A 24,608-nucleotide genomic window follows, 5' to 3' on the forward strand; every position below is an offset into this window, starting at 1 on the left:
GGAAGTAGACCCAAAGTCTGCTCTCGCGAGGAACACCGGACGTTCCTGGAGGTCAGGGGATCGGCAGAGGATGACCCAACCCGGACACTTCAGTGTTCCAGAACGCACGAGCGACAAGGTGCATCGCTCAAGCCGCGTGTGCCTGGCATCCGCCGATAACCGTCCAAATATCGCAATGAAGGCGCTCAGTGCAGTTCATTGGCAGGAATGTCAGTTCTGCCACAACCGCTCCGCAGCATCTCATGGGATCGTTAGGCCTTCATCCGGGACCCAGGGCGCCTACTGCCTGCCTCTTCCTTTTGAGATGAACTCTCCTCAACAGTCGGATAGACCCCCGCCAGCACCTGATCGAAGTGGCGGCGCAGGGCGTTGTTGCAGCCGCACGACAAAGCATCCAGAGCGTCCAGATCGCGGACCCGAACGCCACCCCTGCGGGTCTCCAGCAGGTGCCGGTGCTTCAGGGACTGAATGACCCGGCTCACGTAGCTTCGGCCAACCCCCATCATGCTCGCCAACTGCTCCTGCGTCAGGGGAATGTCGTGATCCCCGGTTCGATCAATGGCAGCCAGCAGCCATTTCACAGTGCGCTGCTCAATTGTATGGACCGCGTTGCATGCCACCGACTGGAACACCTGCGCCAGCATGCAGTCCGCATAACGGGCAAACAGATGGCGCAGGCTCGCGGATCGGGTTTCGAACTCCTCCAGGTCAGCCGTGGACAGGCGCAGGAATGGGCCCGGGAACTGGATCTCAGAGCGGGCAAAGGCAGGCAGGCGTCCTTGGCTCACGATCCCACCGACCGCCCCCTCGCGTCCAATCAGCGCCGTTTCGACGGTCAGGCCATCCTCAAGCTCCACCACGAACGAAACTAAACTTGGTCCGCAAGGGAAGTATACGAACCTGACCTCGTCCCCTGGTTGGTACAGCTTGCCCCCGGCTTCGCCCTCCCATTCCTGGAGTGACGGCGCCAAGATGGCGAGGTCTTCCGGCTTGAGAGCGCTCAGCAGGTTGTTGCCGGCAATCCGTACCCTGAGACGAGAGGTGATCATTGGAGGGTGCATTAGGCGTCTTTTCTCCAGTGCGTCGGCAAGTCCAACGCGCCACGGCAACTTACGTTCAATTTTGAACATAACCTTGGCCATGTGTGCACATGTGGACAGACAGGTCGAAAGCTCCTGTCTAAAAGGACGCGCAAGCGCCCCCTGAATGACGACCATACCAGACTGTGAAACGGACCCGGACCTGATGCGCAGCATGGGGGGCGATCACTGACCCAACCGAAACCGCTTATCTGTTGAGACTGTCCATGACGCTTCCGTCGCTTTCCGATGCTGCACCCATCCCAACAGGGGTTCCAGGGCTCGATGACATTCTGGCCGGCGGCTACGCCGCCAATCGCGCTCATCTCATTGAGGGGCGGCCCGGCTCTGGCAAGACGACGCTGGGAATGCAGTTTCTGCTCGCCGGGGTCGAGGCGGGTGAGACCTGCCTCTACATTACCCTCTCCGAGAGCAAACGAGAGCTTCTGTCCGTCGCCTCGCGCCATGGGTGGTCCCTTGAGGGCATCGAGATCTTCGAGCTTGTCCCGCCGGAACTGAGCCTCGATCCGAAGCAACACCAGAGCCTCGTCTACTCCTCCGATCTGGAACTCGGCGAGACGGTGCAGATGGCGCTGGCGGAGATCGAACGGGTGAAGCCAAAACGGGTCGTATTCGACTCGCTCTCGGAGATCCGGCTTCTGTCCCAGGGCTCGCTGCGCTACCGGCGGCAGGTCCTGGCGCTGAAGAGCTATTTCCTGCTCAACGATGCGACCGTTCTCATGCTCGACGATCTCACGTCCGACCAGGATGACCTCAACCTGCATTCCATCAGCCATGCGGTGATCCGCCTCGACCAGATCGTGCCGGCGTACGGGTCGGAACGGCGCCGGATCACGGTGACAAAGATGCGCGGCACTGCCTTCCGGGGTGGCTACCACGATCTCACCATCGAGCGCGGCGGCCTGCGGATCTTTCCCCGCCTTACGGCGGCTGATCACCACAGGGATTTTGCCTTCGATGCGATCCCCAGCGACATCGCTGAACTCGACACCATTCTTGGTGGTGGCCTGAGCCGTGGCACGAGCACCCTGGTCATAGGCCCATCAGGGGCGGGCAAGTCCACTTTGGCGTTGGGCTACCTCTGCGCTGCCCTGGAGCGGGGCGAGCCTGCCCTGATGATCAGCTTCGACGAGACCATCGGTATTCTTCTGCAAAGAGCCAAGGGGGTCGGCTTCGATCTGGCGCCTCACGTTGAGGCTGGGCGGCTTCGCATCGAGCAGATCGATCCGGCCAACGTCTCGCCCGGCGAGTTCACCGGTCGGGTGCGGGATGCCGTCGAGCGAGGAGGCGCGAAGGTTGTCGTGATCGACAGCCTGACCGGCTACCTGAACGCCATGCCGGAGCAGCCCTTCATCGTCCTCCAGATGCACGAGCTTCTCACCTACCTCAATCAGCAGGGGGTGGTGACGATCCTGATCCTGGCCCAGCACGGCATGGTTGGCCAGATGGTCTCGCCGATCGACCTGACCTATCTCAGCGACGCCGTCGTGCTTCTGCGCTTTTTCGAGGCGAACGGCCGCATCCGGCGGGCGCTGTCGGTGGTGAAACGGCGCACGGGCGCGCACGAGGACACGATCAGGGAGTTCCGGATCGACAGCCAGGGTTTGCGCGTTGGTCCGCCGCTGGAGCAGTTCCGGGGTGTGTTGACGGGCGTGCCAACGTTCGAGGGCCAGCGCGCCTCGCTTCTTGAGGAGCGTGAGACTGACGATGGTGGAGGCCGATGACGTGTCCGTACTGATCCTTGCCCCGCACGGGCGAGATGGCGCGGTCGCATCGGCGATCCTCGGCGAGGTCGGGATCATCGCCACGACCTGCCCGAACCTCGAGGCGCTTGTTGCAGGCTTGGACGCGTCGGCCTGCGCGGTCATCACCGAGGAGGCCCTTCTCAGTGCCGACCGCCGCGAGCTGGCGGAGTGGCTCGAGCGGCAACCGCCCTGGTCGGACTTGCCGTTCATCCTGCTCACCCATCGCGGCGGTGAGCCAGTCGGGCACCTGACGGACTTGCTCGGGAACGTTACCGTGCTGGAACGACCGTTCCATCCGGCCGTGTTGGTGAATGCTGTGAGGTCCGCCTTTCGGGCGCGGCAGCGGCAGAGGGAGGTCGAGGCGCACCTCAAGGAGCGGCAACAGACGCATGAGCGCCAAGCGCTGCTGATCCGCGAATTGCATCACCGGGTCAAGAACACCCTTGCGACGGTCCAGGGGCTCCTCGGGGCAACAGCCCGCTCTACGCACTCTGTGGACGAATTCTACCACTCGTTCGCGGATCGGATAGTCTCGCTGTCCAACACCCATAACCTCCTGACTGAGGATTACTGGCAGACTGCGCCCTTGATCGAGATGTTCAGGAACGAACTTGCTCATTACGACGATGGCGGGGCGCGGCGGATCACCCTTGATGGACCGCCCGTCGAGTTATCCGCCGACTTGGCCGTGCCCATCGGGATGGCCGTTCACGAGCTGACCACGAACGCGGCCAAGCATGGGGCGCTCTCGGCTCCAGGCGGACAGATCTCTGTCGCCTGGAAGGTCCGGGATCTGGAAGCAGGGCGTCGTCTTGCCATCGACTGGGTGGAACGCGGCGGACCTCCGGTCGAACAGCCACGGCGGAAGGGCTTTGGGTCGACGTTGCTGCATCGGGTGCTGACCCATCAATGCCATGCAACGATCAGCATCGCCTATAACCGTGAGGGGTTGTCGTGCCACATGGATATTCCGCTGATCGAGGAGCGGCTCGTGCCGGAGTATTGACGACTGTGACGCACCTAATGACTGACTGCATCGCTTTCGTCGCGGCGTGCCGGTGCATTCCAGCAAACCGGCGCTGGCTTGGCTTCAGAATGGAATAGACTTTTCGCGCTGTGGCCATTAGCGCCAGCACCTTCCCTTCGAAGCGTGATGAATTCTTCGAAAGCTGTTCCGACCCTTTTTTGCCGCGCCGCGCCTCTCTTGATTGTCAATTCTTGCCAACTAGATGCCCTCACTCACCGGACATCCGTTCATGGCCACAGACCAGACCCGCAACGTCTCCCTCACGGCGGAGCTGAACGCGTTCATCCGCGCTCAGGTCGCCTCCGGCCAGTACCAGAATGCCAGTGAGGTGGTCCGGGCCAGTCTGCGCCTGCTCCAGCGGCAGGAGCAGCGCAACCGGCGCAAGGGCGCCGCTCTGCCCTTGGATCCGGCGGGTGGATGATGAACCCCAAGCCTGATACCCTATCCCCTCCCGGCTTTCTGGCCGGTGGCGGCACGATGGGAGCGCTGATCCGGGCCCATGACTGGTCGGCCTCGCCACTTGGGCCTCCCACACGCTGGCCGCAGGCGCTGAAGACGGCAGTCAGTCTGATGCTCCAAGCGCGCCAGCCGGCCTACATCGCCTGGGGCCTCGAGCAGATCTCGCTCTACAACGACGGCTACATTCCGATCCTCGGCACCAAGCATCCGGCCGGGCTGGGTCAGCCTGCGGCGGCGTTGTGGGCGGAGATCTGGGAGACCTTGGGTCCGCTCAACGCGGCCGTGCTCGCCGGTGAGGCACAATGGTTCGAGGACATGCCGTTCGCGCTCGCCGGCCGCGACCGGGACCTGAGCTGGTTCAGCTACTCCTACACGCCGCTGCGGGGCGACGACGACCGGATCACGGGCATCTTCTGCGTCGCTCAGGAAACAACCGAAAAGGTTCTGGCTCACCGCCGCACCCTGGCCGAACGCGAGCGCCTGACCCGGATGTTCGAGCAGGCGCCCGGCTTCGTGGCGATGCTCGAGGGACCCGAGCACCGGTTCGGGCTCGCCAACCCCGCCTACATGCGGCTGGTCGGGCATCGCGCCATCATCGGCAAGACGGTCGCAGAGGCCCTGCCGGATGCCGTCGAGCAGGGCTACCTTGGTCTGCTGGACGAGGTCTACCGCAGCGGTAAGGCTCTCAACCTGATCGGTGCGAAGTACGCCGCCCAAACCGCACCTGGCGGCTCCATCGACGAGCGGTATGTCGACTTCGTCTACCAGCCGCTGACCGACGCGACCGGTGCCGTGACAGGCATCTTCATCGAGGGGTATGACGTCACGGATCGGATCCGGGCTGAAACCCACCGCCGGGCCCTTCTCGAACTCGGTGACCGCATCCGCGACATCGGCGATCCGGACGAACTGTCGTTTGCTGCGGCTGAGATCCTCGGACGCACCCTGGAGGTGAGCCGGGCCGGTTATGGCACGGTCGACAAAGCCTCGGAGACCATCACCATCGCCCGTGACTGGAATGCTCCCGGGATCAAGAGCATCGCGGGCGTGCTGCATTTCCGTGACTATGGCTCGTACATCGAGGATCTCAAGCGCGGCGAGACCGCCGTGATCGCCGATGCGGACCAGGATCCGCGCACCGCCGCCACGGCCGGCATGCTCAAGGCCATCAGCGCGCAAGCCTTCATCAACATGCCGTTGACGGAACGGGGCAACTTCGTTGCCCTGCTGTTCCTCAACCATGCCACGGCGCGGGACTGGCGAGAGGATGAACTCGCTCTCGTGCGTGAGGTGGCCGAGCGCACCCGGACGGCGGTGGCGCGGCTGGAAGCCGAGCGGGACTTGCAGGCGCTGGCGGCCTCGCTGGAGCAGCAAGTCGCGGAGCGCACTGAAGAGTATGATCGGGTGTGGCGCAACTCGCGCGACCTCCTGGTGATCGTGGGCGCCGACGGCATCTTCCGGGCCGTCAATCCGGCCTGGACGACCATTCTCGGGCACGAGCCGGAGGAGGTGGTCGGTCATAGCTTCCTGGAGTTCATCTGGCCGGAAGACGCCACCCTGACGCAGGACGGGCTCGACGAAGCGGCGGCCGCGCATGACCTGACCAACTTCGAGAACCGCTACCGCCACAAGGACGGCACCCCGCGCTGGATCTCCTGGCACACCTCGGTCGAAGGCGACCTCGTCTATGCCTATGGCCGGCATATCACGGCTGAAAGAGAAGCTGCCGCAGCCCTGGGTCAGGCCCAGGATGCCCTGCGTCAGTCGCAGAAGCTGGAGGCGGTGGGCCAGCTCACCGGCGGCGTCGCGCACGACTTCAACAACCTGCTCACCATTATCAAGTCGTCCACGGACCTGCTGCGCAAGCCGGGGCTGCCGGACGAGCGGCGGCGGCGCTACATCGATGCCATTTCTGACACCGTGAACCGTGCCGCCCGGCTAACGGGACAGCTTCTGGCCTTCGCCCGCCGGCAGGCCCTGAAGCCTGAGGTGTTCGACGCGGCCGAGCGCATCCGCGCCATCACCGATATGCTGCGCACGGTCGTGGGATCGCGCATTCGCATTGTCATGGAGATGCCCAGCGAGCCTTGCCGGATCGAAGCCGACGTGAGCCAGTTCGAGACCGCGCTCGTCAATATGGTGGTCAACGCGCGCGACGCCATGGAGGGCGCGGGTCGGCTGATCGTGCGGGTCGAGGAGGTCTCCGGGATGCCGGCGATCCGTGGGCACCGGGGCGGGATAGGTCCGTTCGTGGCCGTCTCGCTGACGGACACCGGCGTTGGTATTGCATCGGACCAGCTCATCCGGATCTTCGAGCCGTTCTACACCACCAAGGAGGTGGGCAAGGGAACCGGTCTGGGGCTGTCCCAGGTCTACGGCTTCGCCAAGCAGTCCGGCGGTGACGTTGCGGTGGAGAGCGAAGTCGGCCGCGGCACCACGTTTACCCTGTACCTGCCCCGCATTGATGAGACAGTCGCCGCCGGGGAGGAACGCAAGAGGCCAACAGGCTCCGCTCCCGAGGAGGGGCGCGGCCGCCGGGTGCTTGTGGTGGAGGATAACGTCGAGGTGGGCCGCTTCTCAACCCAGGTCCTCCAGGATCTTGGGTACGAGACAACCTGGGCCGCCAACGCTGACGAGGCGCTCGCGCTGCTGCAAAAGGCGGATAGTTTCGATGTTGTCTTTTCCGACGTGGTCATGCCCGGGATGAGCGGGATCGAGCTCGGCGAGGAGATCCGGCGGCGCCAGCCCGGCCTGCCGGTTGTCCTGACCTCAGGCTACAGCCATGTGCTGGCGGAGAAGGGCCTGCATGGCTTCGAGCTGTTGCACAAGCCCTATGCGGCCGAGGAACTGTCGCGGATCCTGAGACGTCTGACGGGAGGCCGGCATTCCTCACAGTGACGACCGTGTTCCAGTGCTCCACCAAGTCGGAGCTGCTTGCCCTTCCGATCCGTTTGCAATCATCAGACGAGCCCTGGATTGAACCGGGCTCGCAAGGTTTGTCATGACTCACGATAAGTACAGCGAACAACAAGGTCGTCAGAGCTCCGGATTGGACATCCAGGGCGATGGTCAGAGCATTGGCACGCCCGCCGCGGGCGAGCACGAGAACGTGTCGTACAATCCGACTGGCGGTCCGGGCATCCACCACTGGCAAAAGGCCACGATCAGTAAACCGGGTCTTGGCGAGCGGGGGAACGTCTTCTTCGCTGCCATCGAGATGACCCGCATGCCGATCATCCTCACGGATCCGAACCAGCCGGACAACCCCATCGTCTTTGCCAACCGCGCCTTCCAGGATCTCACCGGTTACACCGAGGAGGAGGTGCTCGGACGCAACTGCCGCTTCCTTCAGGGCGCCCACACGGACCGCGAGTCCGTTGCCGAGCTTCGGGAAGCCATCGCTGAGAACCACGCTGTCTCAGTCGAGCTCCTGAACTACAAGCGCGACGGAACCCCGTTCTGGAACGCCTGCTTCATCGCGCCCGTCTTCGACAAGGACGACAAGCTCCTCTACTTCTTTGCCTCCCAGCTCGACGTGACCCGGCGGCGCACCTCCGAGCAGGCCTTCCGCCAGGCGCAGAAGATGGAGAGCATCGGCCAGCTCACCGCGGGTCTGGCCCATGACTTCAACAATCTTCTGCAAGTGGTCTCGGGCAACCTGGAGCTGGCGCTGTCACGCACTCAGGACGAGTCCCTGCGCCGCCCGCTGGAGAATGCCAGTCGGGCGGCCGAGCGCGGATCGAAGCTGACGAAGCAGCTTCTGGCGTTTGCCCGCAAGACGCGCCTTGAGGCAAAGCCGACGAACCTCAACACCCTGATCACCGAGTTCGGCGATATGCTGGAGAACTCGGTCGGCCCGCAGATCGAGATCGAGCTCAACCTGCGCTCCCGGGTTCCTCCGGCCCTCGTTGATCCAGTACATCTGGAGATGGCGGTGCTCAACGTGCTGATCAACGCCCGTGACGCCATGCCGAAGGGTGGCACCGTCACCATCGGCACGTCCAAAGTTCACCTGAACGGTGATGCTCCGGCCCACCACCTGCCCCCCGGCGATTACGTTGCGCTCACCATCAGCGATCAGGGCGAGGGCATGCCGCCGCATGTACTGGAGCGGGCAACCGAGCCCTTCTTCACCACCAAGAGCCAGGGCAAGGGCACCGGGCTCGGCTTGGCCATGGTGCATGGTTTCGTGCAGCAATCCCTCGGTCGTCTGGAGATCGAGAGTGAGCGCGGCAAGGGCACAACACTGCGCATGCTCTTCCCCGCAGCCGAGACACAGGCGCAAGTCCCGCGTCAGCCGGTCCAGAACCTGGCGCAGGCGGAACCAAGGGGGCAGGCGGAGACGATCCTCGTGGTCGAGGACAGCAACGACGTTCTCGACCTCGCCTGCGAGCACCTGACGGCCCTCGGGTACACCGTCCTGACCGCCCGTGACGCCGATGAGGCGCTCGCCGTGTTCGACAGGGCCGAAGGCGGGATCGACCTGCTGTTCACCGATCTGGTCATGCCGGGCAGCATGAATGGATTGGCCTTGGCGGACGCCATCCGCGAGCGCTCGCCCGGCATCGGAGTTCTCCTGACCACGGGCTACAACAATGACCTGCTGACCGAGGGAAAGGCCTCGGCCGGAGCCGATGTGATCGGCAAGCCATATCGGCGGTCCGATCTGGCCGACCGGGTCCGGACTGCTCTCAACAACCGTGGGAAGGAACGGCGGGTGCCTCAAGCAGGCTCATCGCGGGGGCCACGGCACGAAGGCTGATCCGGAACGACAGTCCGTCCTGGGTCGCCTGTGGCACACTGGCGCGACAGGTTGGCAGGAAGTAGACTCCTGCGCTGGACGCAGGAAGCCTCGGAATGACAGCAGGTCCCCACTTTCCTCATACCCTGATGATCCGCAAGCTGGAGAGCATCTTCCGCCTTTCCGATGATGAGAAGCAAGCGCTCCAGGGCTTGCCGGTGCAGCTTCAGGTCCTCAAGGCCGACCAGGACATCGTGCGCGTCGGCGACCGTCCATCGCAGTGCTGCCTGCTGGTGGAGGGTTACACCTGTGTCTACAAGCTGACTACAGAGGGCAAGCGTCAGATCGTAGCCTTCCACGTGCCCGAGGACATGCCTGACCTACAAAGTCTGCACCTGAAGGTGCTCGACAACAGCCTCGCCACAGTCACGCCCTGCACGGTCGGGTTCATCCAGCATGAGGACCTGCGCCGCGTCTGCGCGCGCTATTCCCGGATCACCGCCGCCCTCTGGCGCGAGACCTTGGTGGATGCCTCCATCTTTCGGGAGTGGGTGCTGAATGTTGGTCGGCGCGAAGCCTTCAGGCGGATGGCTCACCTTCTGTGCGAGTTTCGGGTGAGGCTGAAGGCAGTGGGGCTTGCTGAAGGTGACACCTTCGATCTGCCGTTCACCCAAGGCGAACTGGCGGATGCGATTGGCGCCAGCAACATTCATGTCAACAGGGTGCTCCAGGAGCTTCGGGCCAAGGGCCTGATCCGGAGCAAGGGAACACAGGTGACCTGTAGGGTCTGGGGACATCATTTCAGCTGAGCCAGGGCAGTATCCAGCCGATAATCGGCAATCCTGATGCGCTCGCGGCTGCCGTCGTAGGCCGCCTCAACAGCTTCGCCGAGCGGAGTCTTGTCGAGGAGTTCGCAGACTCGGTCGATCGGAGACTGACCGCCCAGTGCGGTGTGCGGCCGATGCCAGTTCCAGTGATGCTGCCATTCGGCCAATTTCACTTCGATCTCCGGATCCTTGGGATCAACCGTGTCCCAGAATTCTTCCCGATCCGCGCGGTGCGTCCGCTCGACTTTGCCGTTCAGATGGGGCGAGCGGGGCGGGATCGGCCGAAACTTGATCGCCCAGTCCATCAACCGCTGCTGAACCGCTTCGGCGAAGAACTCGCGCCCGCGATCAGTTTGGATGGTGACGATCCACTCTTTCCAGCCACTCGCGCCGCTGGCATCCGCAGGCTCCGCACCCGGAAGCTGGCCGGGGAAGATGACCTCACCCTTGCTCTTCACGCCACCATAGATGGCCTGAAGCGTCTCAACCTGGGCTTGGGTGAAGCACTGATCACCAGTCTGGTCTTCGGTGCATTTCGGCAGGTCCTGGGCCGGATTGAAGGAGCATTGGCGCGGGTCGGCCAACAGACCGTCCTTGGCCCCATCGACTGCATCGCACTTGTCCAGCACGGCCTTGGCGATCACAGGAAGTTGCCGGATTGAGATAGGCGCCTTTGCCAAGGCCTGTGCGTTCCACACATCCCAGAGCTGGGTTCCGGTGAAATCGAGCACCGGGGCACCGGCGAGGATGCCGTCGAAGTCGCCCGGGTAGCGCTGAGCCGACATGAGACCCTGACGCCCACCCGTGGAGCAGCCATCCCAGTAGGAGTAGGAGGGGGGACGATCATAGTAGGCCTGGATCAGGTCCTTGGCCCTGGTGACGGTGACGTGGACCCCGCGCGAAGCATAGTCCACGAGCTTGCCGAGGTTGTTCTCGGCGAAGCTGCCGAGCGGCTGAGCCCGCGCATCGTGGCCGCTGTTCTGCTGGACCACGGCAAAGCCCTGTCGCAGAGCGGAGTTGCGGGTGTCCTGCCGGCTGGCTTCTGCCAGGTTCTCACCCGCATAGCCGCCATTGCCGAACATGTAGAGACGCCGGTTCCAGGCATCCGGCAAGGTGATCTCGAACTGGATCTCCGGCTGGATCACCCCCGTGACTTGGCAGTGGGCAGGGTGCTGGTCAGTCGCTTCCGCGTGTCTCGCTTTGAGGTAGATCACCTCCGGGAGCACCAGTCGCACGATGGCCGTGCAGGCCATCTGCGGGGACACCGGCGTCGAGCGAAAGGGGGCATCGGACGGTGTCGCGGTGAAGCTGGAGGCATTCTGTGCGTGAGCCGGAATGATGCCGACCCAAAGCACCGCGGTGGCCAGAAGCGGGCGTTCGAAGGCGTTCATACTCGTTCCTCTCCCTTGGCTGCGGCTATCGCTGCCGCTTGCGCGTATCTGGGAGGAAAGAGGTTAGAGGACCGGGTGTTCTTCTCAATGGATCAAATGTTTTACAACACGACGTGCGCCAAGGCTCTCACCGCTTCCGATCCGGGCGCGATCATTTACCCCATTTCCTTTGTCGAATGGATTTCCAGAGGCTTATCTGGCTTATTTCGATCAGGGCCGGATTGTGGCCTGTGATGCACACATGTCGTTGAAGTCCCGCCCGATGCTCCTCTCTAAGATATTGCCTCGTGATCTCCATTTCCTGGTGTAAGAACCTGCTTGCTCGCCACCCGGTCCTGAACGTTCTGGTTCTGGCTGCGGTCTTCAACTTGTTTTGCGCGGCCCTCGTCTACGATGAACGGGGGAAAGCATCTGATCAGGCGAGGTCAGCCGCGAGCAATCTTGTTGCGTCGGTGAGCCGAGACATCTCCCGCAATATCGAGATCATCGATCTGACGATCCAGAAGGTTATCGACCGGGTCAATCAGCCGGGCTTCACCGAACTGGGCTCTGACCTTCAGCGCCAGCTGCTGTTCGATCAGGTTGCGACCGCGCAGTACTTTGCAGCCATCGCCGTTGTCGATGAGAACGGGAGGCTTCGGTATCACTCCCGTTTCACGGACCCGAACATCATCAACGTCGCAAAGCTACAGTATTTTAGCGTCCACCGCGATCGTCCGGATGTAGGGCTTTATGTTTCGCTGCCGATCAAGAGCCCGGTCGGTCTTGGATGGGGCCTCGTGTTCAGTCGGCGGCTTTCTCACCCGGATGGGCGGTTCGCCGGGATCGCGTATGTCGGCCTGGGCTTGGACTACTTCACCGATCTGTTCCGCAGGATGGACCTGGGACGGAATGGCTCCATGTCGCTCATGCGAGCGGACAGGAAGCTGCTCGTGCGCGAGCCATTCGACGAGAAGCATCTCGGCACGGACGTCAGCGGGGCGGAGATTTATCGCTACTATCCGCAGCAGCGTTCAGGATCATATGAGGCCAGCTCCTCGCCAATCGATGGGGTCCCGCGACTCTATACGTTCACCCAGATCGGGGATTTCCCCTTGACGATCAGCGTGGGACGCTCGCTGCAAGATGTCTATGCCGCCTGGTGGAACCGAGCCCTGACGATTGGCGCCATCGTGCTTGTCCTGACCGGGGCCATGATTGCCCTGGCTCTCAGCCTGCGCCGGGAGTTTCGCCGGAGGAAAGCGGCGCACCGGGAGGCATTGCACAACGAAGCGCTCTTTCGCGGAGCCATGAAGGGCGCCGGCATCGGAACGGCGTTGCTGCGCCTCGATGAGACCGTGTTCAAGGTCAATCCGGCCTTCTGTCGGCTGTTCGGATTTACGGAAGAGGAGATGCTATCGCGGACCGCCGCAGACCTGACCCATCCGGACGATGCGCCTCCAGATGATGGCGCTCTCTTAAGGGGTGAGACAGACTTTGCAGCGACGGAACGGCGCTTTGTTCGCAAGGATGGCACCGAGGTGTGGGTCCTTCGGTCGTCCTCCCTGGTTCGTGACGAGGCGGGGCGGCCCACTTATCTGATCGTGCAATTCCAGGATATCACGGCCCGACGCGAAGCTGAGGAGCGACTCAGATACAACGCGACCCATGACGACCTTACGGGCCTCCTAAACCGATCAGCCTTCGAGCAGAAGCTTGAAGAGGCCCTGGCGGAAAGCCGTGACACGGGCATCAGGCATGTCCTGGCCTTTGTCGATCTTGACCGGCTGAAAATCATCAACGATTCCGCCGGTCATGTCGCCGGCGACGCCTTGTTGCGAGGCGTGGCGGGAGCCTTGCCTAATTTCCTCCGCGAAGGCGATGTCATCGGCCGGCTCGGCGGGGATGAATTTGGCATCATCCTGCACGGATGTTCCCTTGATGATGCGACAGTGATCCTTGAGGACCTCAATACTGCGGCCAGTGCGATCCAGTTCCCGTGGGAGGATCGCAGCTATAGTGTCGGGGCCAGCATCGGGGTGACCGAGATCACGCCGAGCATCAGTTCCCCAAGCGCTGTCCTCGCTCAGGCGGATGTCGCCTGCCTGACGGCCAAAATGGCCGGGCGGAACCGGGTCAGCATCTACCGACCCGAGCAGAGCGAAGCGGTTGATCGCCACCGTGAGATCGCTGTCGCTGCCGGGATCAAACTGACCATAGAAGAGGGTAGGCTCCGGTTGTTTGCTCAAAGGATCGTCGCGTGCGTGGGCACGATCCAGGAGCGGTATGAGATCCTGGTGCGGATGGTCGACAAGGACGGGACGATCATCCCGCCATCCGTGTTCATCCCAGCAGCGGAACGGTATGATCTCATTGGAGCCATCGACCGCTGGGTCGTCCAAGAAGCACTGACCATGATTGGACGGGCAGGGGGCCTTGATCGGCACACCCGGATCCATCTCAACCTGTCGGCAGCCTCGATCGGCGATGCTTCGTTCGTAGCTCACGTGATCGAGGTTCTTGAGGATACCGGTGTTGCCTCAGAAATCTTGGTCTTCGAGATCACCGAAACGGCCTTGGTCAGCAATATGGCTGTGGCAGCCGCAACAGTCGGTAGGCTGCGGGAAATGGGGTGCCAGATTGCGCTGGACGATTTCGGCGCGGGCCTGAGTTCGTTCAACTACCTGCGCCAATTCCCGGTCGATATTGTCAAAATCGACGGCAGCTTCGTTCACAACATGACGACGAACGCGGTGGATCTCTACATCGTCAAATCCATTCACCAGATTGCCAAAGAATTGGGCGCGCAGACGGTCGCTGAGTTCGTCGAGGATCAGGCGACCTTCGATCTGGTCTCGTCCATGGGGATCACTTTCGCCCAGGGCTACGCGATCCACAGGCCTGAGCCCTTCGAGGAGATCATGGTAGATCATGAAATCCGGGCCGAGGCCTAACGCCAGCGATCCACTATCTATTGGTCAAAGGTGAAGATCGATCGGGTCATGTAAGGATGGTCCCGCGCTGGGCGGTCCAAGCCTTCCTTAGTTATGACATGAGCCCATCATTGGCTGTTCATATTCAACCTGTTAAGACTTCACCTCGTTCGAAGGGACGATTTCGCATGTTGATGTGGAGCACAGGGTTTCGTCGCAAATTCGGAGAACGGACGAGAGAAGGGCAGACGCTCGGTAGCGCGGTTAGGCAGCGAGCAGTTCGAACTGCCCGGCGAGCGACGGCTGCCGATTGCAGGCGTATTTCGCCTGTTGCTTGCGCATCATGTGAACCATCTCGATTCCACCCAGGATCACCCGGGCACTGTCAGCGGACTTGAAGTCAAGCATCGGACGCACCCGCCTTTTGACAGCGCGGTGATCCTGCTCGATGCGATTGTTCAGATAGGCACTTTGCCGGATGCGAATGGGTTTCAGGTCACGCCGCGATCTGTTCTCGAGCCGGTCTGCGGTATCGCAGGACAGGATCGCCTCGCGGTTCGTCGGGCTGCCGTCAATCACGATCCGCTCGGGCCGGCCATGGCGCTTGAGCGCCTTGCGCAGGAACTGCTTGGCAGCGGTGAGATCACGCCGTTCGCTGAACCAGAATTCGACCGTATCGCCATTGCTGTCGATCGCTCGATAAAGATACATCCATCGCCCGCGGACCTTGATGTATGTCTCGTCGATGTGCCACTTGCTGGTGACAACTCTCTTGCGTGAGTTGAAGCGATTCAGAAGTTCGGGCGAGTACCGGACAACCCATCGGTGAATGGTTGCGTGATCGACGCAGATGCCGCGCTCGGCCATCATCTCCTCCAAATTTCGGAGGCTGAGGTTGTAAGCCAGATACCAACGGATGCAGAGCAGGATTACCGATCGATCAAAATGCCTGCCCTTGAACATCCCTGTCTCCACTGCTGTGACGGCAGCCACCGTAGCTGAAACTATGAAACAAAAGGTTTGCGACGGAACCACCAAAAATAACCGATGCACCAAAGCGGGTTGCTCGCAGGCTTGGTCTGGTGGTGTCGTTGAGAATGCCGCCGCATCGCGGCAGAAGATGGGTACGCCTAAAGTTGTGTCGTGACGGTCAGCAACGCTCGGATCAGCCTTATTCGAGACGACGTGCGGGACCAGACGAGGCCAATATGCCTCTCCGGCGCATTCGACGGAAGAGCAATTTTTGCGATTGAGACCCCCGCCGGCCAAGGAGGAGCCCAGTCCGGAAGCAGAGATACGCCGAGCCCCTTGCTGACCATCACGGCTATAGCTTCCAACGCGTCGAGTTCCAGCCGCTCGCGCGGTCGGATTCCGGCTTGCCTGAGATAGAGATCCGCAAGGCGTCCGCCCCAATGATTTCGGTCATAGCGAATAAAGGGTTCGCTGCGCAGGAGGTCATGCGGGGCGCGGGCGGCAGTCCCTTCTGGACCCAGTACGATCAGCGGCTCAGTCCTCAGCAAGTGCCAGTCGAGCGCCTTGGGAAGGGTGAACTGGGGCTTGACCACGATGGCTGCATCGATCTCGCCCTCCATCACTCGGCGATACAACTCGACTGATGTCCCAGGCACCACATAGAGGTCCAGCATCGGAGCATCGGCGACAAGCCGGGCCAAGATCGCAGGCAGCAGCCCGGTCAGCGCCGTCGAGATGGCACCGAGGCGGATCTCGCCGGCGACCATCTCTCCGCCTGCCAAAGCCCGCAATTCACGAACCTCGCGCAGAATGTGCCGACCCCGTGCAAGGATGGCGTTTCCCGCTTCCGTAGGGCGGACCGTACGCCCCGCCCGCGACAGCAGCGATGTCCCAACCTCTTCTTCGAGGGCGCGAATGCGCTGTGCGACGGCGGCCGGCGTCAGTCCCAGCCGACGCGCCGCCTCGGCCATCGATCCGGACTCCACAACAGTGAGAAAACTTTCCAGAAAGCGCGTATCCATCGATAGGAAAAGTATATTCTGAAGATAGTAGAGTCCAGATTTTCTTTTTTGTTCAAGTCTTGCATCTTTCCCGCGATTTACGTTGGGAGAAGCATCTTGGATCTTGGGCTTAGAGATAGAACCGCATTGGTCTTCGGCGCTGGCGGCGGACTCGGGGGTGCGATCGCCCGTACCTTGGCGGGGGAGGGCGCAAAGGTCGTCGTCGCCGACCTGAATGGCGATGCTGCGGGAGCGACGGTCGACGCGATCAAGAGCGCTGGAGGACAGGCGCTGGAACTGGTCTGGGACCTCGCGGATCTGTCGGTGATCGACGGCAACATCGGAAGTATCGAGCGCGATTTCGGCGCCGTCGACGTTCTGGTGAACAATACGGGCGGCCCGCCGCCGACGCCTGTCGCCGGTCAGGACCCCGGCCAATGGCTGGCACAGTTCCAGTCGATGGTTCTTTCCGTCATTGCAATCACGGACCGGGTCCTGCCGGGCATGCGCGAACGGAAGTGGGGCCGGATCATCACCTCCACGTCATCCGGTGTGGTGGCTCCCATTCCCAATCTCGGCATCTCCAATACGCTGCGGCTTTCGCTGGTCGGCTGGTCGAAGACGCTGGCCCGGGAAGTGGGCCGCGATGGCATCACGTCCAACATCGTCCTCCCGGGACGGATCGCCACGCAACGCATCACCTTCCTCGATGAGCAGAAGGCCAAGCGCGAGAACCGACCGGTGGCCGATGTGGCGGCGGAGAGCACCGCCTCGATCCCGATTGGGCGCTATGGCGATCCGCAGGAATACGGGGACGTCGTGGCTTTTCTGGCCAGTGAGCGGGCCTCCTACGTCACCGGCTCGGTCATCCGCGTCGACGGCGGCCTCATCCAAAGCATTTAGGAGATCTCGAGTTGGCTCTCGATCAGAACGTCATTGAGATCCTGCGGCAGGTCTCGACCGCGACATTGACCACGATCCTGCTCAAAAAAGGTCTGCGGAACGTCTGGTTGCGTGGCATGAAGCCATTGAAGCCCGATCAGCCGCGGATTGTCGGCCCTGCCTTCACGCTACGCTTTGTTCCCGCCCGCGAAGACCTCGCCACTCCGGCGAGCTGGGCGTCGCCGATCTCCACCCGAGCAGCCATCGAGGCCATGCCGGAAGGAGCCATCACCGTCGTCGACGCCATGGGTGTGACCGATGCCGGCATCGTCGGCGACATTCTCTGCGCTCGCATGGCCAAGCGCGGCGTCGCCGCCCTGATCACCGACGGGGTCGCGCGTGATGTCGCCGGTGCTCTCTCCACTAGTCTACCGGTCTGGTGCAACGGCGTCGCGGCCTCGCCCTCGGTGGCCGGGATGACCTTTGTCGGCTGGCAGGAGCCGATTGCCTGCGGCGGCGTCGCCGTGTTTCCGGACGATGTGATTGTCGTCGATGACGATGGCGCGGTGCTCATTCCGGCGGCTCTCGTAAGCGAGGTGTTGGCGGAGGCGCCGGAGCAGGAGCGCATGGAGGCCTGGATCATGGAGGAGGTCGGGCGTGATGTGCCGCTGCCCGGCCTCTACCCGACGAACGCCGCAACCAAGGCCCGCTACGAGGCCGCGAAGAGGGGACAACGTTGATGAAACTCGATCGTACTGCGGCAGGTGTTTATGCCATTGCCGCCACTCCATTCCATCCCGATGGCCGGCTCGATACCGAGTCTGTCGATCGGCTCACCGATTTCTATGTCGGCTGCGGCGTGACTGGGCTGACCATCCTCGGCATCATGGGCGAGGCGCCGAAACTGGAGCCGGAAGAGTCGCTCGCGATCACCCGGCAGGTGGTGAAGCGCGCCGGTGTTCCCGTCATTGTCGGGGTGTCGGCTCCGGGCTTTGCCGCCATGCGATCCCTGGCACGTAATGTCATGGATCTTGGCGCGGCGGGAGTCATGATCGCGCCACCGCCTTCTCTGCGCACCGACGATCAGATCATAGGCTACTATGCGCAGGCCGTTGAAGCCATCGGCGACGACATTCCGTTCGTCATCCAGGACTATCCGCTGACGCTCACTGTGGTAATGACACCGAGCGTCATCCGGCGCATCGTGATGGATCATCCCTCCTGCGTGATGCTAAAGCACGAGGATTGGCCTGGCCTGGAGAAGATCTCGCGCCTGCGTGCTTTCCAGACCGCCGGCGAGATGAAGCCGATCTCCATTCTCTGCGGCAACGGCGGCCTCTTCCTCGATTTCGAAATGGAGCGAGGCGCGGATGGCGCGATGACCGGCTATGCCTTCCCTGATATGCTGGTTGACGTCGTCAGGCTGCAAAAGGAAGGCCAGCGTGACGAGGCGCACGATCTCTTCGACGCTCATCTGCCGCTAATCCGTTACGAACAGCAGCAGGGCGTCGGCCTCGCGGTTCGCAAATACATCCTGCACAAGCGGGGCGCAATCGCAAGTGACGCTCAGCGTAAGCCAGCGAGTGGGCTGACAGCAGCCGCAAAAGACGAAATCGACTATCTCTTGGCCCGCGTAGCGCGTCGCGATGCCCGCGCAAAGCTTTGAGGGAATCGCTACACAGGCCGAGGCATAGCTTTGCGAATGTTGAACTTGGAAAAAGTTAGATCATGATTATGAAAAGAACGGCCGGCTGGCGCTTCAGCCGGCCGTTCAGACAGCCGGATCCTAGACCCCTTCACGTCCCAATCGTTTCAAGGTTTCGCCGACCCACGCCTTGGAAGCGTGGCCTTCCTAAGTCGCAGCCATGGTCTTCTCCTCGGCCGCCTGCTTTGCCTTCACATCGACATATATCGTGGCGGTGGCGTCATATGGAACGCAGAGCAGGCCATCGTCGCCGCCGTCGCCGAGGATCAGATCTCTAGGCTCAATAACCATTCCATCAATGGCGATTGGTGGCTTTGTTGCACCGATAGGCGAGTTGGTAACAGGCACTGGGTGACATACGGGCCTGCGCCCTTCCTGTCGGATATCTGCCGTGCCGTGCAAGGCCAATATCGCTCGCCGGCACCACATCCGCAAGCAGCGGCACCGGGTCACAAATTGGGCGGAGTACGATACGGCCCTGCGCCAGCGCGGAAGCCTCACAGTCTGGTTCACAGAAGAGGCGATAGCCGTTTGGCGAGCGCAGCCCCGCACCACACGCGGTGGTCAGCCGCACTACTCGGCCCTGGCCATCATGACAGCCCTGACGCTCAGGGCGGTGTTCCGGTTGGCGCTGCGCCAGACGGAAGACCTGATTGGCTCGATCCTTCAGCTCCTGGGGCTGGATCTGGCGGTGCCGGATCACTAGACCCTGAGCCACCGCGCCGCAAGCTTGGAGGTTCCAAAGCCACGTCCGAGTTCGACAGGACCTATTCACCTTCTGGTCGACAGCACGGGCCTGCGGCTTTGCGAATCTGGTGAGTGGTTGGTCGAGAAACACGGCACCCGAAGGTGCTGATCTTGGCGCAAGCTGCATATGGGTGTCGATGCTGACACGGGACAGATCATAGCATCAGAGCTGACTAGCAGCGATGCCGTTGATAGCTCGCAGGTCAGTCCCTTGCTCGAGCAGATCCTAGGCCCACTTGCTTCGTTAGTCGGGGATGGAGCCTACGATCAGGCGGGTCTCTACGGCACCGTTGCCCAACGTCATCCAGCTGCTCACGTGATCGTTCCACCCCGATCAACAGCGGGACCAAGCGAGATGGCAGAGTGCGCACTGACCCAGCGCGACCGGCATCTCCAAAGCATTGCCGAGCATGGACGCATGGGCTGGAAGAAGCGGTCCGGGTACACGCGACGAGCCCTGGTGGGGACTGCCATCAGCCGACTTACTGAGACGGCTTGGGTGCAGTTGAAATACCGGCGATCATGGATAGGGGCGGATAGCCCAGCCAGGCTCTGGCACAGTTCAAGATCACCCAAGCCGTCTTAATAAACGAGCGACCGGGGACGCCTTGCGCTCCCGGACGGATCAATGCCGTACGACCGAGGTCGTCATCGCCGTTCATGCCTTGAACCGGATGCTTGAGCTTGGATGCCCGAAATGCGTCCGCATCGCCTGTATTCGACCTAAGGGCCGCGTTCAATGCGTGCACAATCCGATCCGTGCAACAAAGCCCCTATTCGAGAAATGGGGCCGGAGATGAATAATGAGGTCGGATTGAGTCTGGTGGTGTTGCTGCCGAATGCTGATGAATACTCGGTTCAAGCTTCGAAGGCATTTGGGATATGAGCACAAAGCAGCTGACTATCTGCTTTTGTCTCAAGTTCAGCTGCTTTCTCACAGGCGTCCATTTCATTGGAGCTCGATTCGCCTACCAAAGTGTAATCATCGGCGAAATATGTGACGAGCCACTCAGCCAAGGTGGAGAGCGTACTCTGATAATACTGAGTCATGGCGAAGTCCGCCCCGATAGCTCAAGCACTTTCGATCAGGAACGATGCCACAAGGAATAGATATTATGCAATGGCAAGTTTGGCCGACCAGCGAGCATGCAAGGCGTGTTTGCCAGTATGAGCGCAGGGGCATTCAAGGAGCACAGCAAAGGTGTGGACGTCACCTGAAAGGCGCGATCCATTGACCTCAGCATGATCAATCCAAGCAAGCTGAACACAAGAAAGCGGCTTTACGGGCACAAGTTTGTATGATTGTAATACGGTCTTGAAGATGAGAGGGTGGGACTTTGGGATACCGTATCGGAGTAGACGTCGGTGGCACATTCACCGACTTCACCTTACTCGACCCGTCGAACGGTGAGATCCGGTTTTTTAAGGTAGGGTCGACGCCTCATGATCCTTCCGAAGCGATTGAGCAAGGCTTGAGGCTGGCCTTTGCCGAATTCGGGATAGACGCGAGGAGGGTAGCCTATCTTGGGCACGGCACCACGGTCGCGACGAATATCGTGATTGAGCGGCGCGGGGCGCGCACGGGTCTTCTGACGACCAAGGGCTTCCGTGACGTGCTGGAACTCGGGCGACAGGCACGCCCCTCGATCTACGACTACCGCGTAGAAAAGCCGCCGCCGCTCATTCCGCGCAACCGGCGCGTGGAGGTCGCCGAGCGCATCGGCCCGGATGGGGAGACGCTCCTGCCGCTCGATGAGGAATCGCTTCGCGATGCGGTTGCGGCGCTTGCGGCTCAGGAGGTGGAGAGCGTCGCGATCTGCTTTCTTCACAGCTACCGTCGACCTGAGCATGAGCAACGCGCTGTCGCAGCCGTGCGTGCGATCCTGCCGGACGCTTACGTTACCGCTTCGTCCGACATCCTGCCAGAGTTCCGCGAGTTCGAGCGGATGTCGACGGCCGTTGTCAATGCCTTCGTCGGCCCGAAAATGGGCCGCTATCTCGAACGCTTCCAATCCCGCGTCAGGGATATCGGGATTCCGGCCGATCCCTACACGATCCACTCCAACGGCGGGCTGATGTCGGTCGACACGGTAAAGGACAGCCCGGTTCGCACCTGCGTCTCGGGGCCTGCCGCCGGAGTCGTCGGTGCGGCCGAGATCGGCCGTGTGGCGGGCTTCCCGAACCTCATCACCTTCGACGTCGGCGGCACGTCAACGGATGTGTCGCTTATCGCCGGCAGCGCTCCGCTTTTCACGAGCGCACGGCTCGTGGCGGGCTATCCCGTCAAGACGCCGATGCTCGATATCCACGTCATCGGCGCGGGCGGCGGCTCGATCGCATCCATCGACGATGCCGGAGCCCTAAAGGTCGGTCCCCGCTCGGCGGGGGCCTCTCCCGGGCCGGTGGCCTATGGCAAGGGCGGCATGGAACCGACCATCACGGATGCCAATCTCTGCCTCGGACGCCTCGATCCCGCCATGATGCTCGGCGGCCGGATGCAGGTGGATGTCGAGGCATCGCGCCGCGCCATCGCAGACCGGATCGCCAGGCCGCTCGGGCTCACCCTTGAAGAGGCGGCCCATGGAATCCTCCAGATTGCCAACGCGCATATGAGCCGGGCGATTCGATCCGTCTCCGTCGAGAAAGGTTACGACATCGGCCAGTTCGCCTTATGTGCGTTCGGCGGCGCCGGGCCGCTCCACGCGGCCGATGTGGCTGTCGAATGCGGCATTCCGCAAGTGCTCGTGCCACGCGAGCCCGGCACCCTGTGTGCCCGTGGCATGCTGCTTACGGACCTGACCTCGGACTATGTGCGGAGCTACTATGCGCAGGCCTCCGACGAGGCTTGGCGCGCGGTTCTCCGCCTGTTTGCTGCGATGGAGGAGGATGCCCGGGCCTGGCTCGACCGCGAGGCCGTCCCGCCCGGCCAGCGCCGCTTCCGCCGCATCATTGATGCGCGGTACCAGGGGCAGAACTTCGAGGTGAAGGTGGAATGCGAAGGCCTCGGACCCGAGGATCTGCCGCAGGTCATTGCCCGCTTTCACGCAGCCCACGTCAAGGAATACGGCTACGCCATCGAACACCGTCCCGTCGAGTTCGTGTCCGCCCGGGTGCAGGCGCTGGGCGCGGTGGAGAAGGCGCCGCAGGTTCCCGTCGAGGGGGGCGTCTCGCTCCGGGACGCCGTCACGGGCTGGCGCCGGATCTATGTGGATCGCCGCCGCGGGTGGGTGGAGGCGACCGTTTATCAGCGGGAAAAGCTGCCGGTGAACGTAGCGTTCGAAGGCCCCGCGATCGTCAACGAGATGAGTTCGACGACGGTGATCCTGCCGGGTCAGAGCGGCATCATTGATTCCTGGGGCAATCTGTTGTTGAGGATCCCGACATGAGCGAAGAACGGATTGCCGACCCGGTGCAGATGGACGTGTTTTCCAACCGTCTGCTTGCCATCGCGGAGGACATGGGATCGATCCTCATCCGCTCGTCCTTCTCGTCGAACATCAAGGAGCGTCGGGACTGCTCGACCGCCCTCTTCGATGCGCGCGGGCGACTCATCGCTCAGGCCGACCACATCCCAATCCATCTCGGGGCGATGATCGGCGCGGTTGAGACCATCCTGGCCCGCTGTCCCCTTGACGCCATGAAGCCGGGTGACGCCTTCATCGCCAACGATCCTTATCTGGCCGGCGGGAGCCACCTGCCCGACATCTCGATCATCACACCGGTTCATCACGAGGGTGTGGTCCGCTTCTTCTGCGGAAACATCGCCCATCATGCCGACGTGGGCGGGAGGACGCCGGGCTCGACGTCGGGCGTCTCGCGGTCGATCTTCGAGGAGGGGATCCGGATCCCCGTCATCCGCATCGCCCGTGCCGGCGAGATCGACGAGGATCTTCTGGAACTCATCGTCTGCAACACCCGCGATCCCGAGGAGCGGCTTCTCGATCTTCGCACCCAGGTGGGGACGAACCTGCGCGGCGGCGCCATGCTGCTGCAACTTGTCGACCGCATGGGCTGGACGGCGGTGGCGCAAGCCATCGAGGACATTCTCACCTATACGCGCAGACGCCTGCGCAACCGTATCGCCGCCCTCCCGGATGGCGAGTACCGCTTCGCACGGGCCATGGACGACGACGGTTTCCCGGGGGAGCCGGTCCCTATCGTCTGCACGGCCCGAATCTCGGGCGACACCCTCGAACTCGACTTTGACGGCTCCGGCCCGGAGGCGAGGGGGGCGATCAATCTTCCCGACAGTGCGCTGAAGGCCTCCGTCTATTACTGCGTGCGCGCGGTTCTTGATCCTGGCCTGATGCCGAACCAGGGCAGCATCGACCCCATCCGGATCAGGGCGCCAGAGGGATCCATCGTCAACCCCCGGCCACCCCATGCGGTGGCAGCCCGCGCTGTGACGTCGAACCGCCTGTGCGGAGCCGTCTTCGGCGCCCTCTACCAAGCGCTCCCGCCTGAGCAGAGCATGGCGTCCTGCAACGATTCCACGTCCGCCATCTCGGTTTCCGGGTGGCATCCCCGGCGCAAGACCACCTACGTGTACCCTGAGAGCATGGGCGGCGGTGCGGGCGCTTTCGCCGATCGCGACGGCATGGATGCCGTCCATGTCCACACGGTCAACTCGACGAATCTGCCGGCGGAGGCGTTGGAGCTCGAATATCCGCTTCTCCTTGAGGAATACTGCCTCGTTCCGGACTCCGGGGGAGCCGGCCACTACCGCGGCGGAATGGGGATGGCGCGGCAGATCCGGATCCGGGAAAGCAACACGATCTTCTCCGCACGTTCGGACGCACATATCATCCCGGCCCCCGGGGTGCACGGCGGCCTGCCGTCGAGCGTCACGCGAATCCTGCGGAATCCAGGAACGGACCGCGAGGAGGTGCTTCATTCGAAGGCCTCGGGCCTCGTGCTCGAGGCGGGCGAGACCATCCGCGTGGAGACCCTCGGCGGAGGAGGCAACGGTGACCCGCGGGAGCGCAGTGTGGAGAGCCTCGCGGCCGATCTGCGCCAGGGGAAGGTGAGCCGAGCGGCGGCCGAACGGGATTACGGCGCCGGCAAGGTTGCTGAAGCCCTCGCCCTCAGGGAATGAGGCG

The 24,608-nt window shown here is 62.5% G+C and carries 18 protein-coding genes and 1 pseudogene; 13 read left to right on the forward strand and 6 right to left on the reverse strand.

Annotation, left to right across the window (positions count from 1 at the left end):
* Positions 1-251: 251 nt before the first annotated feature.
* On the reverse strand, positions 252-1,049 hold the full coding sequence (locus ILT44_RS16740) for a Crp/Fnr family transcriptional regulator (RefSeq protein ID WP_204240745.1): 798 nt from the start codon (positions 1,047-1,049) through the stop codon (positions 252-254).
* Positions 1,050-1,306: 257 nt separating this feature from the next.
* Between ILT44_RS16740 and ILT44_RS16745 the strand changes: the two genes are divergently transcribed.
* From ILT44_RS16745 to ILT44_RS16770, 6 genes are all read left to right on the forward strand, one after another.
* On the forward strand, positions 1,307-2,824 hold the full coding sequence (locus ILT44_RS16745; RefSeq protein ID WP_204240746.1) for an ATPase domain-containing protein: 1,518 nt from the start codon (positions 1,307-1,309) through the stop codon (positions 2,822-2,824).
* Positions 2,808-3,851, forward strand: a complete 1,044-nt coding sequence (locus ILT44_RS16750) for a sensor histidine kinase (protein ID WP_204240747.1) — start codon at positions 2,808-2,810, stop codon at positions 3,849-3,851. Before ILT44_RS16745 ends, ILT44_RS16750 begins: the two co-directional genes overlap by 17 nt.
* Before the next feature lie 250 nt (positions 3,852-4,101).
* On the forward strand, positions 4,102-4,293 hold the full coding sequence (locus ILT44_RS16755; protein ID WP_204240748.1) for a type II toxin-antitoxin system ParD family antitoxin: 192 nt from the start codon (positions 4,102-4,104) through the stop codon (positions 4,291-4,293).
* Positions 4,290-7,229 carry a GAF domain-containing hybrid sensor histidine kinase/response regulator gene (locus tag ILT44_RS16760; RefSeq protein ID WP_204240749.1) on the forward strand — a complete coding sequence of 980 codons (2,940 nt, stop codon included), beginning with the start codon at positions 4,290-4,292 and terminating at the stop codon, positions 7,227-7,229. Before ILT44_RS16755 ends, ILT44_RS16760 begins: the two co-directional genes overlap by 4 nt.
* 103 nt (positions 7,230-7,332) lie before the next feature.
* Positions 7,333-9,093, forward strand: a complete 1,761-nt coding sequence (locus ILT44_RS16765) for a histidine kinase famiy protein (RefSeq protein WP_204240750.1) — start codon at positions 7,333-7,335, stop codon at positions 9,091-9,093.
* A gap of 95 nt (positions 9,094-9,188) precedes the next feature.
* Positions 9,189-9,881: a Crp/Fnr family transcriptional regulator gene (locus ILT44_RS16770; RefSeq protein ID WP_204240751.1), complete on the forward strand. Its 693-nt coding sequence runs from the start codon at positions 9,189-9,191 to the stop codon at positions 9,879-9,881.
* Here ILT44_RS16770 and ILT44_RS30950 read toward each other — a convergent pair.
* Positions 9,869-11,290, reverse strand: a complete 1,422-nt coding sequence (locus ILT44_RS30950; RefSeq protein WP_307826533.1) for a DUF6351 family protein — start codon at positions 11,288-11,290, stop codon at positions 9,869-9,871. The genes ILT44_RS16770 and ILT44_RS30950 overlap by 13 nt on opposite strands.
* 287 nt (positions 11,291-11,577) lie before the next feature.
* On the opposite strand from ILT44_RS30950, the gene ILT44_RS30955 reads away from it, so the two are divergent.
* Entirely contained in the window at positions 11,578-14,223 is a 2,646-nt protein-coding gene (locus tag ILT44_RS30955) for an EAL domain-containing protein (protein ID WP_204240752.1), read from the forward strand.
* A gap of 243 nt (positions 14,224-14,466) precedes the next feature.
* On the opposite strand, the gene ILT44_RS16785 is transcribed toward ILT44_RS30955, so the two are convergent.
* Together ILT44_RS16785 and ILT44_RS16790 are read right to left on the reverse strand one after the other, a co-directional pair.
* Positions 14,467-15,165, reverse strand: coding sequence for an IS6 family transposase (locus ILT44_RS16785; protein WP_204240816.1), 699 nt, complete (start codon positions 15,163-15,165; stop codon positions 14,467-14,469).
* A gap of 167 nt (positions 15,166-15,332) precedes the next feature.
* Positions 15,333-16,196 (reverse strand): LysR family transcriptional regulator, encoded by an 864-nt coding sequence (locus ILT44_RS16790; protein WP_239468309.1) that lies wholly within the window; start codon positions 16,194-16,196, stop codon positions 15,333-15,335.
* 96 nt (positions 16,197-16,292) lie between these two features.
* Between ILT44_RS16790 and ILT44_RS16795 the strand changes: the two genes are divergently transcribed.
* Genes ILT44_RS16795 through ILT44_RS16805 form a run of 3 tightly spaced genes read left to right on the forward strand, consistent with a single transcriptional unit; the run spans position 16,293 to position 18,723 of the window.
* Positions 16,293-17,078: an SDR family oxidoreductase gene (locus ILT44_RS16795; RefSeq protein WP_204240754.1), complete on the forward strand. Its 786-nt coding sequence runs from the start codon at positions 16,293-16,295 to the stop codon at positions 17,076-17,078.
* Between the two features lie 11 nt (positions 17,079-17,089).
* Positions 17,090-17,797, forward strand: coding sequence for a ribonuclease activity regulator RraA (locus ILT44_RS16800; protein ID WP_204240755.1), 708 nt, complete (start codon positions 17,090-17,092; stop codon positions 17,795-17,797).
* A complete protein-coding gene (locus ILT44_RS16805) occupies positions 17,797-18,723 on the forward strand; it encodes a dihydrodipicolinate synthase family protein (protein WP_204240756.1) in 927 nt (308 codons plus the stop codon). Before ILT44_RS16800 ends, ILT44_RS16805 begins: the two co-directional genes overlap by 1 nt.
* A 186-nt stretch (positions 18,724-18,909) precedes the next feature.
* On the opposite strand, the gene ILT44_RS16810 is transcribed toward ILT44_RS16805, so the two are convergent.
* Positions 18,910-19,053 carry a hypothetical protein gene (locus ILT44_RS16810; protein WP_204240757.1) on the reverse strand — a complete coding sequence of 48 codons (144 nt, stop codon included), beginning with the start codon at positions 19,051-19,053 and terminating at the stop codon, positions 18,910-18,912.
* A gap of 100 nt (positions 19,054-19,153) precedes the next feature.
* Between ILT44_RS16810 and ILT44_RS31915 the strand changes: the two are divergent.
* Positions 19,154-20,309: pseudogene (locus ILT44_RS31915) on the forward strand (IS5 family transposase).
* A 58-nt stretch (positions 20,310-20,367) separates the two neighbouring features.
* On the opposite strand, the gene ILT44_RS16825 reads toward ILT44_RS31915, so the two are convergent.
* The gene (locus ILT44_RS16825; protein WP_204240760.1) at positions 20,368-20,559 is read right to left on the reverse strand and encodes a hypothetical protein; all 192 of its coding nucleotides are present in this window, start codon (positions 20,557-20,559) and stop codon (positions 20,368-20,370) included.
* A gap of 287 nt (positions 20,560-20,846) precedes the next feature.
* Between ILT44_RS16825 and ILT44_RS16830 the strand changes: the two genes are divergently transcribed.
* Together ILT44_RS16830 and ILT44_RS16835 are read left to right on the forward strand one after the other, a co-directional pair.
* Positions 20,847-22,895 (forward strand): hydantoinase/oxoprolinase family protein, encoded by a 2,049-nt coding sequence (locus tag ILT44_RS16830; protein ID WP_204240761.1) that lies wholly within the window; start codon positions 20,847-20,849, stop codon positions 22,893-22,895.
* Positions 22,892-24,604, forward strand: a complete 1,713-nt coding sequence (locus ILT44_RS16835; protein WP_204240762.1) for a hydantoinase B/oxoprolinase family protein — start codon at positions 22,892-22,894, stop codon at positions 24,602-24,604. Before ILT44_RS16830 ends, ILT44_RS16835 begins: the two co-directional genes overlap by 4 nt.
* Positions 24,605-24,608: the final 4 nt, after the last annotated feature.

This window comes from Microvirga arvi (assembly GCF_016892765.1).
GTDB lineage: Bacteria > Pseudomonadota > Alphaproteobacteria > Rhizobiales > Beijerinckiaceae > Microvirga > Microvirga arvi.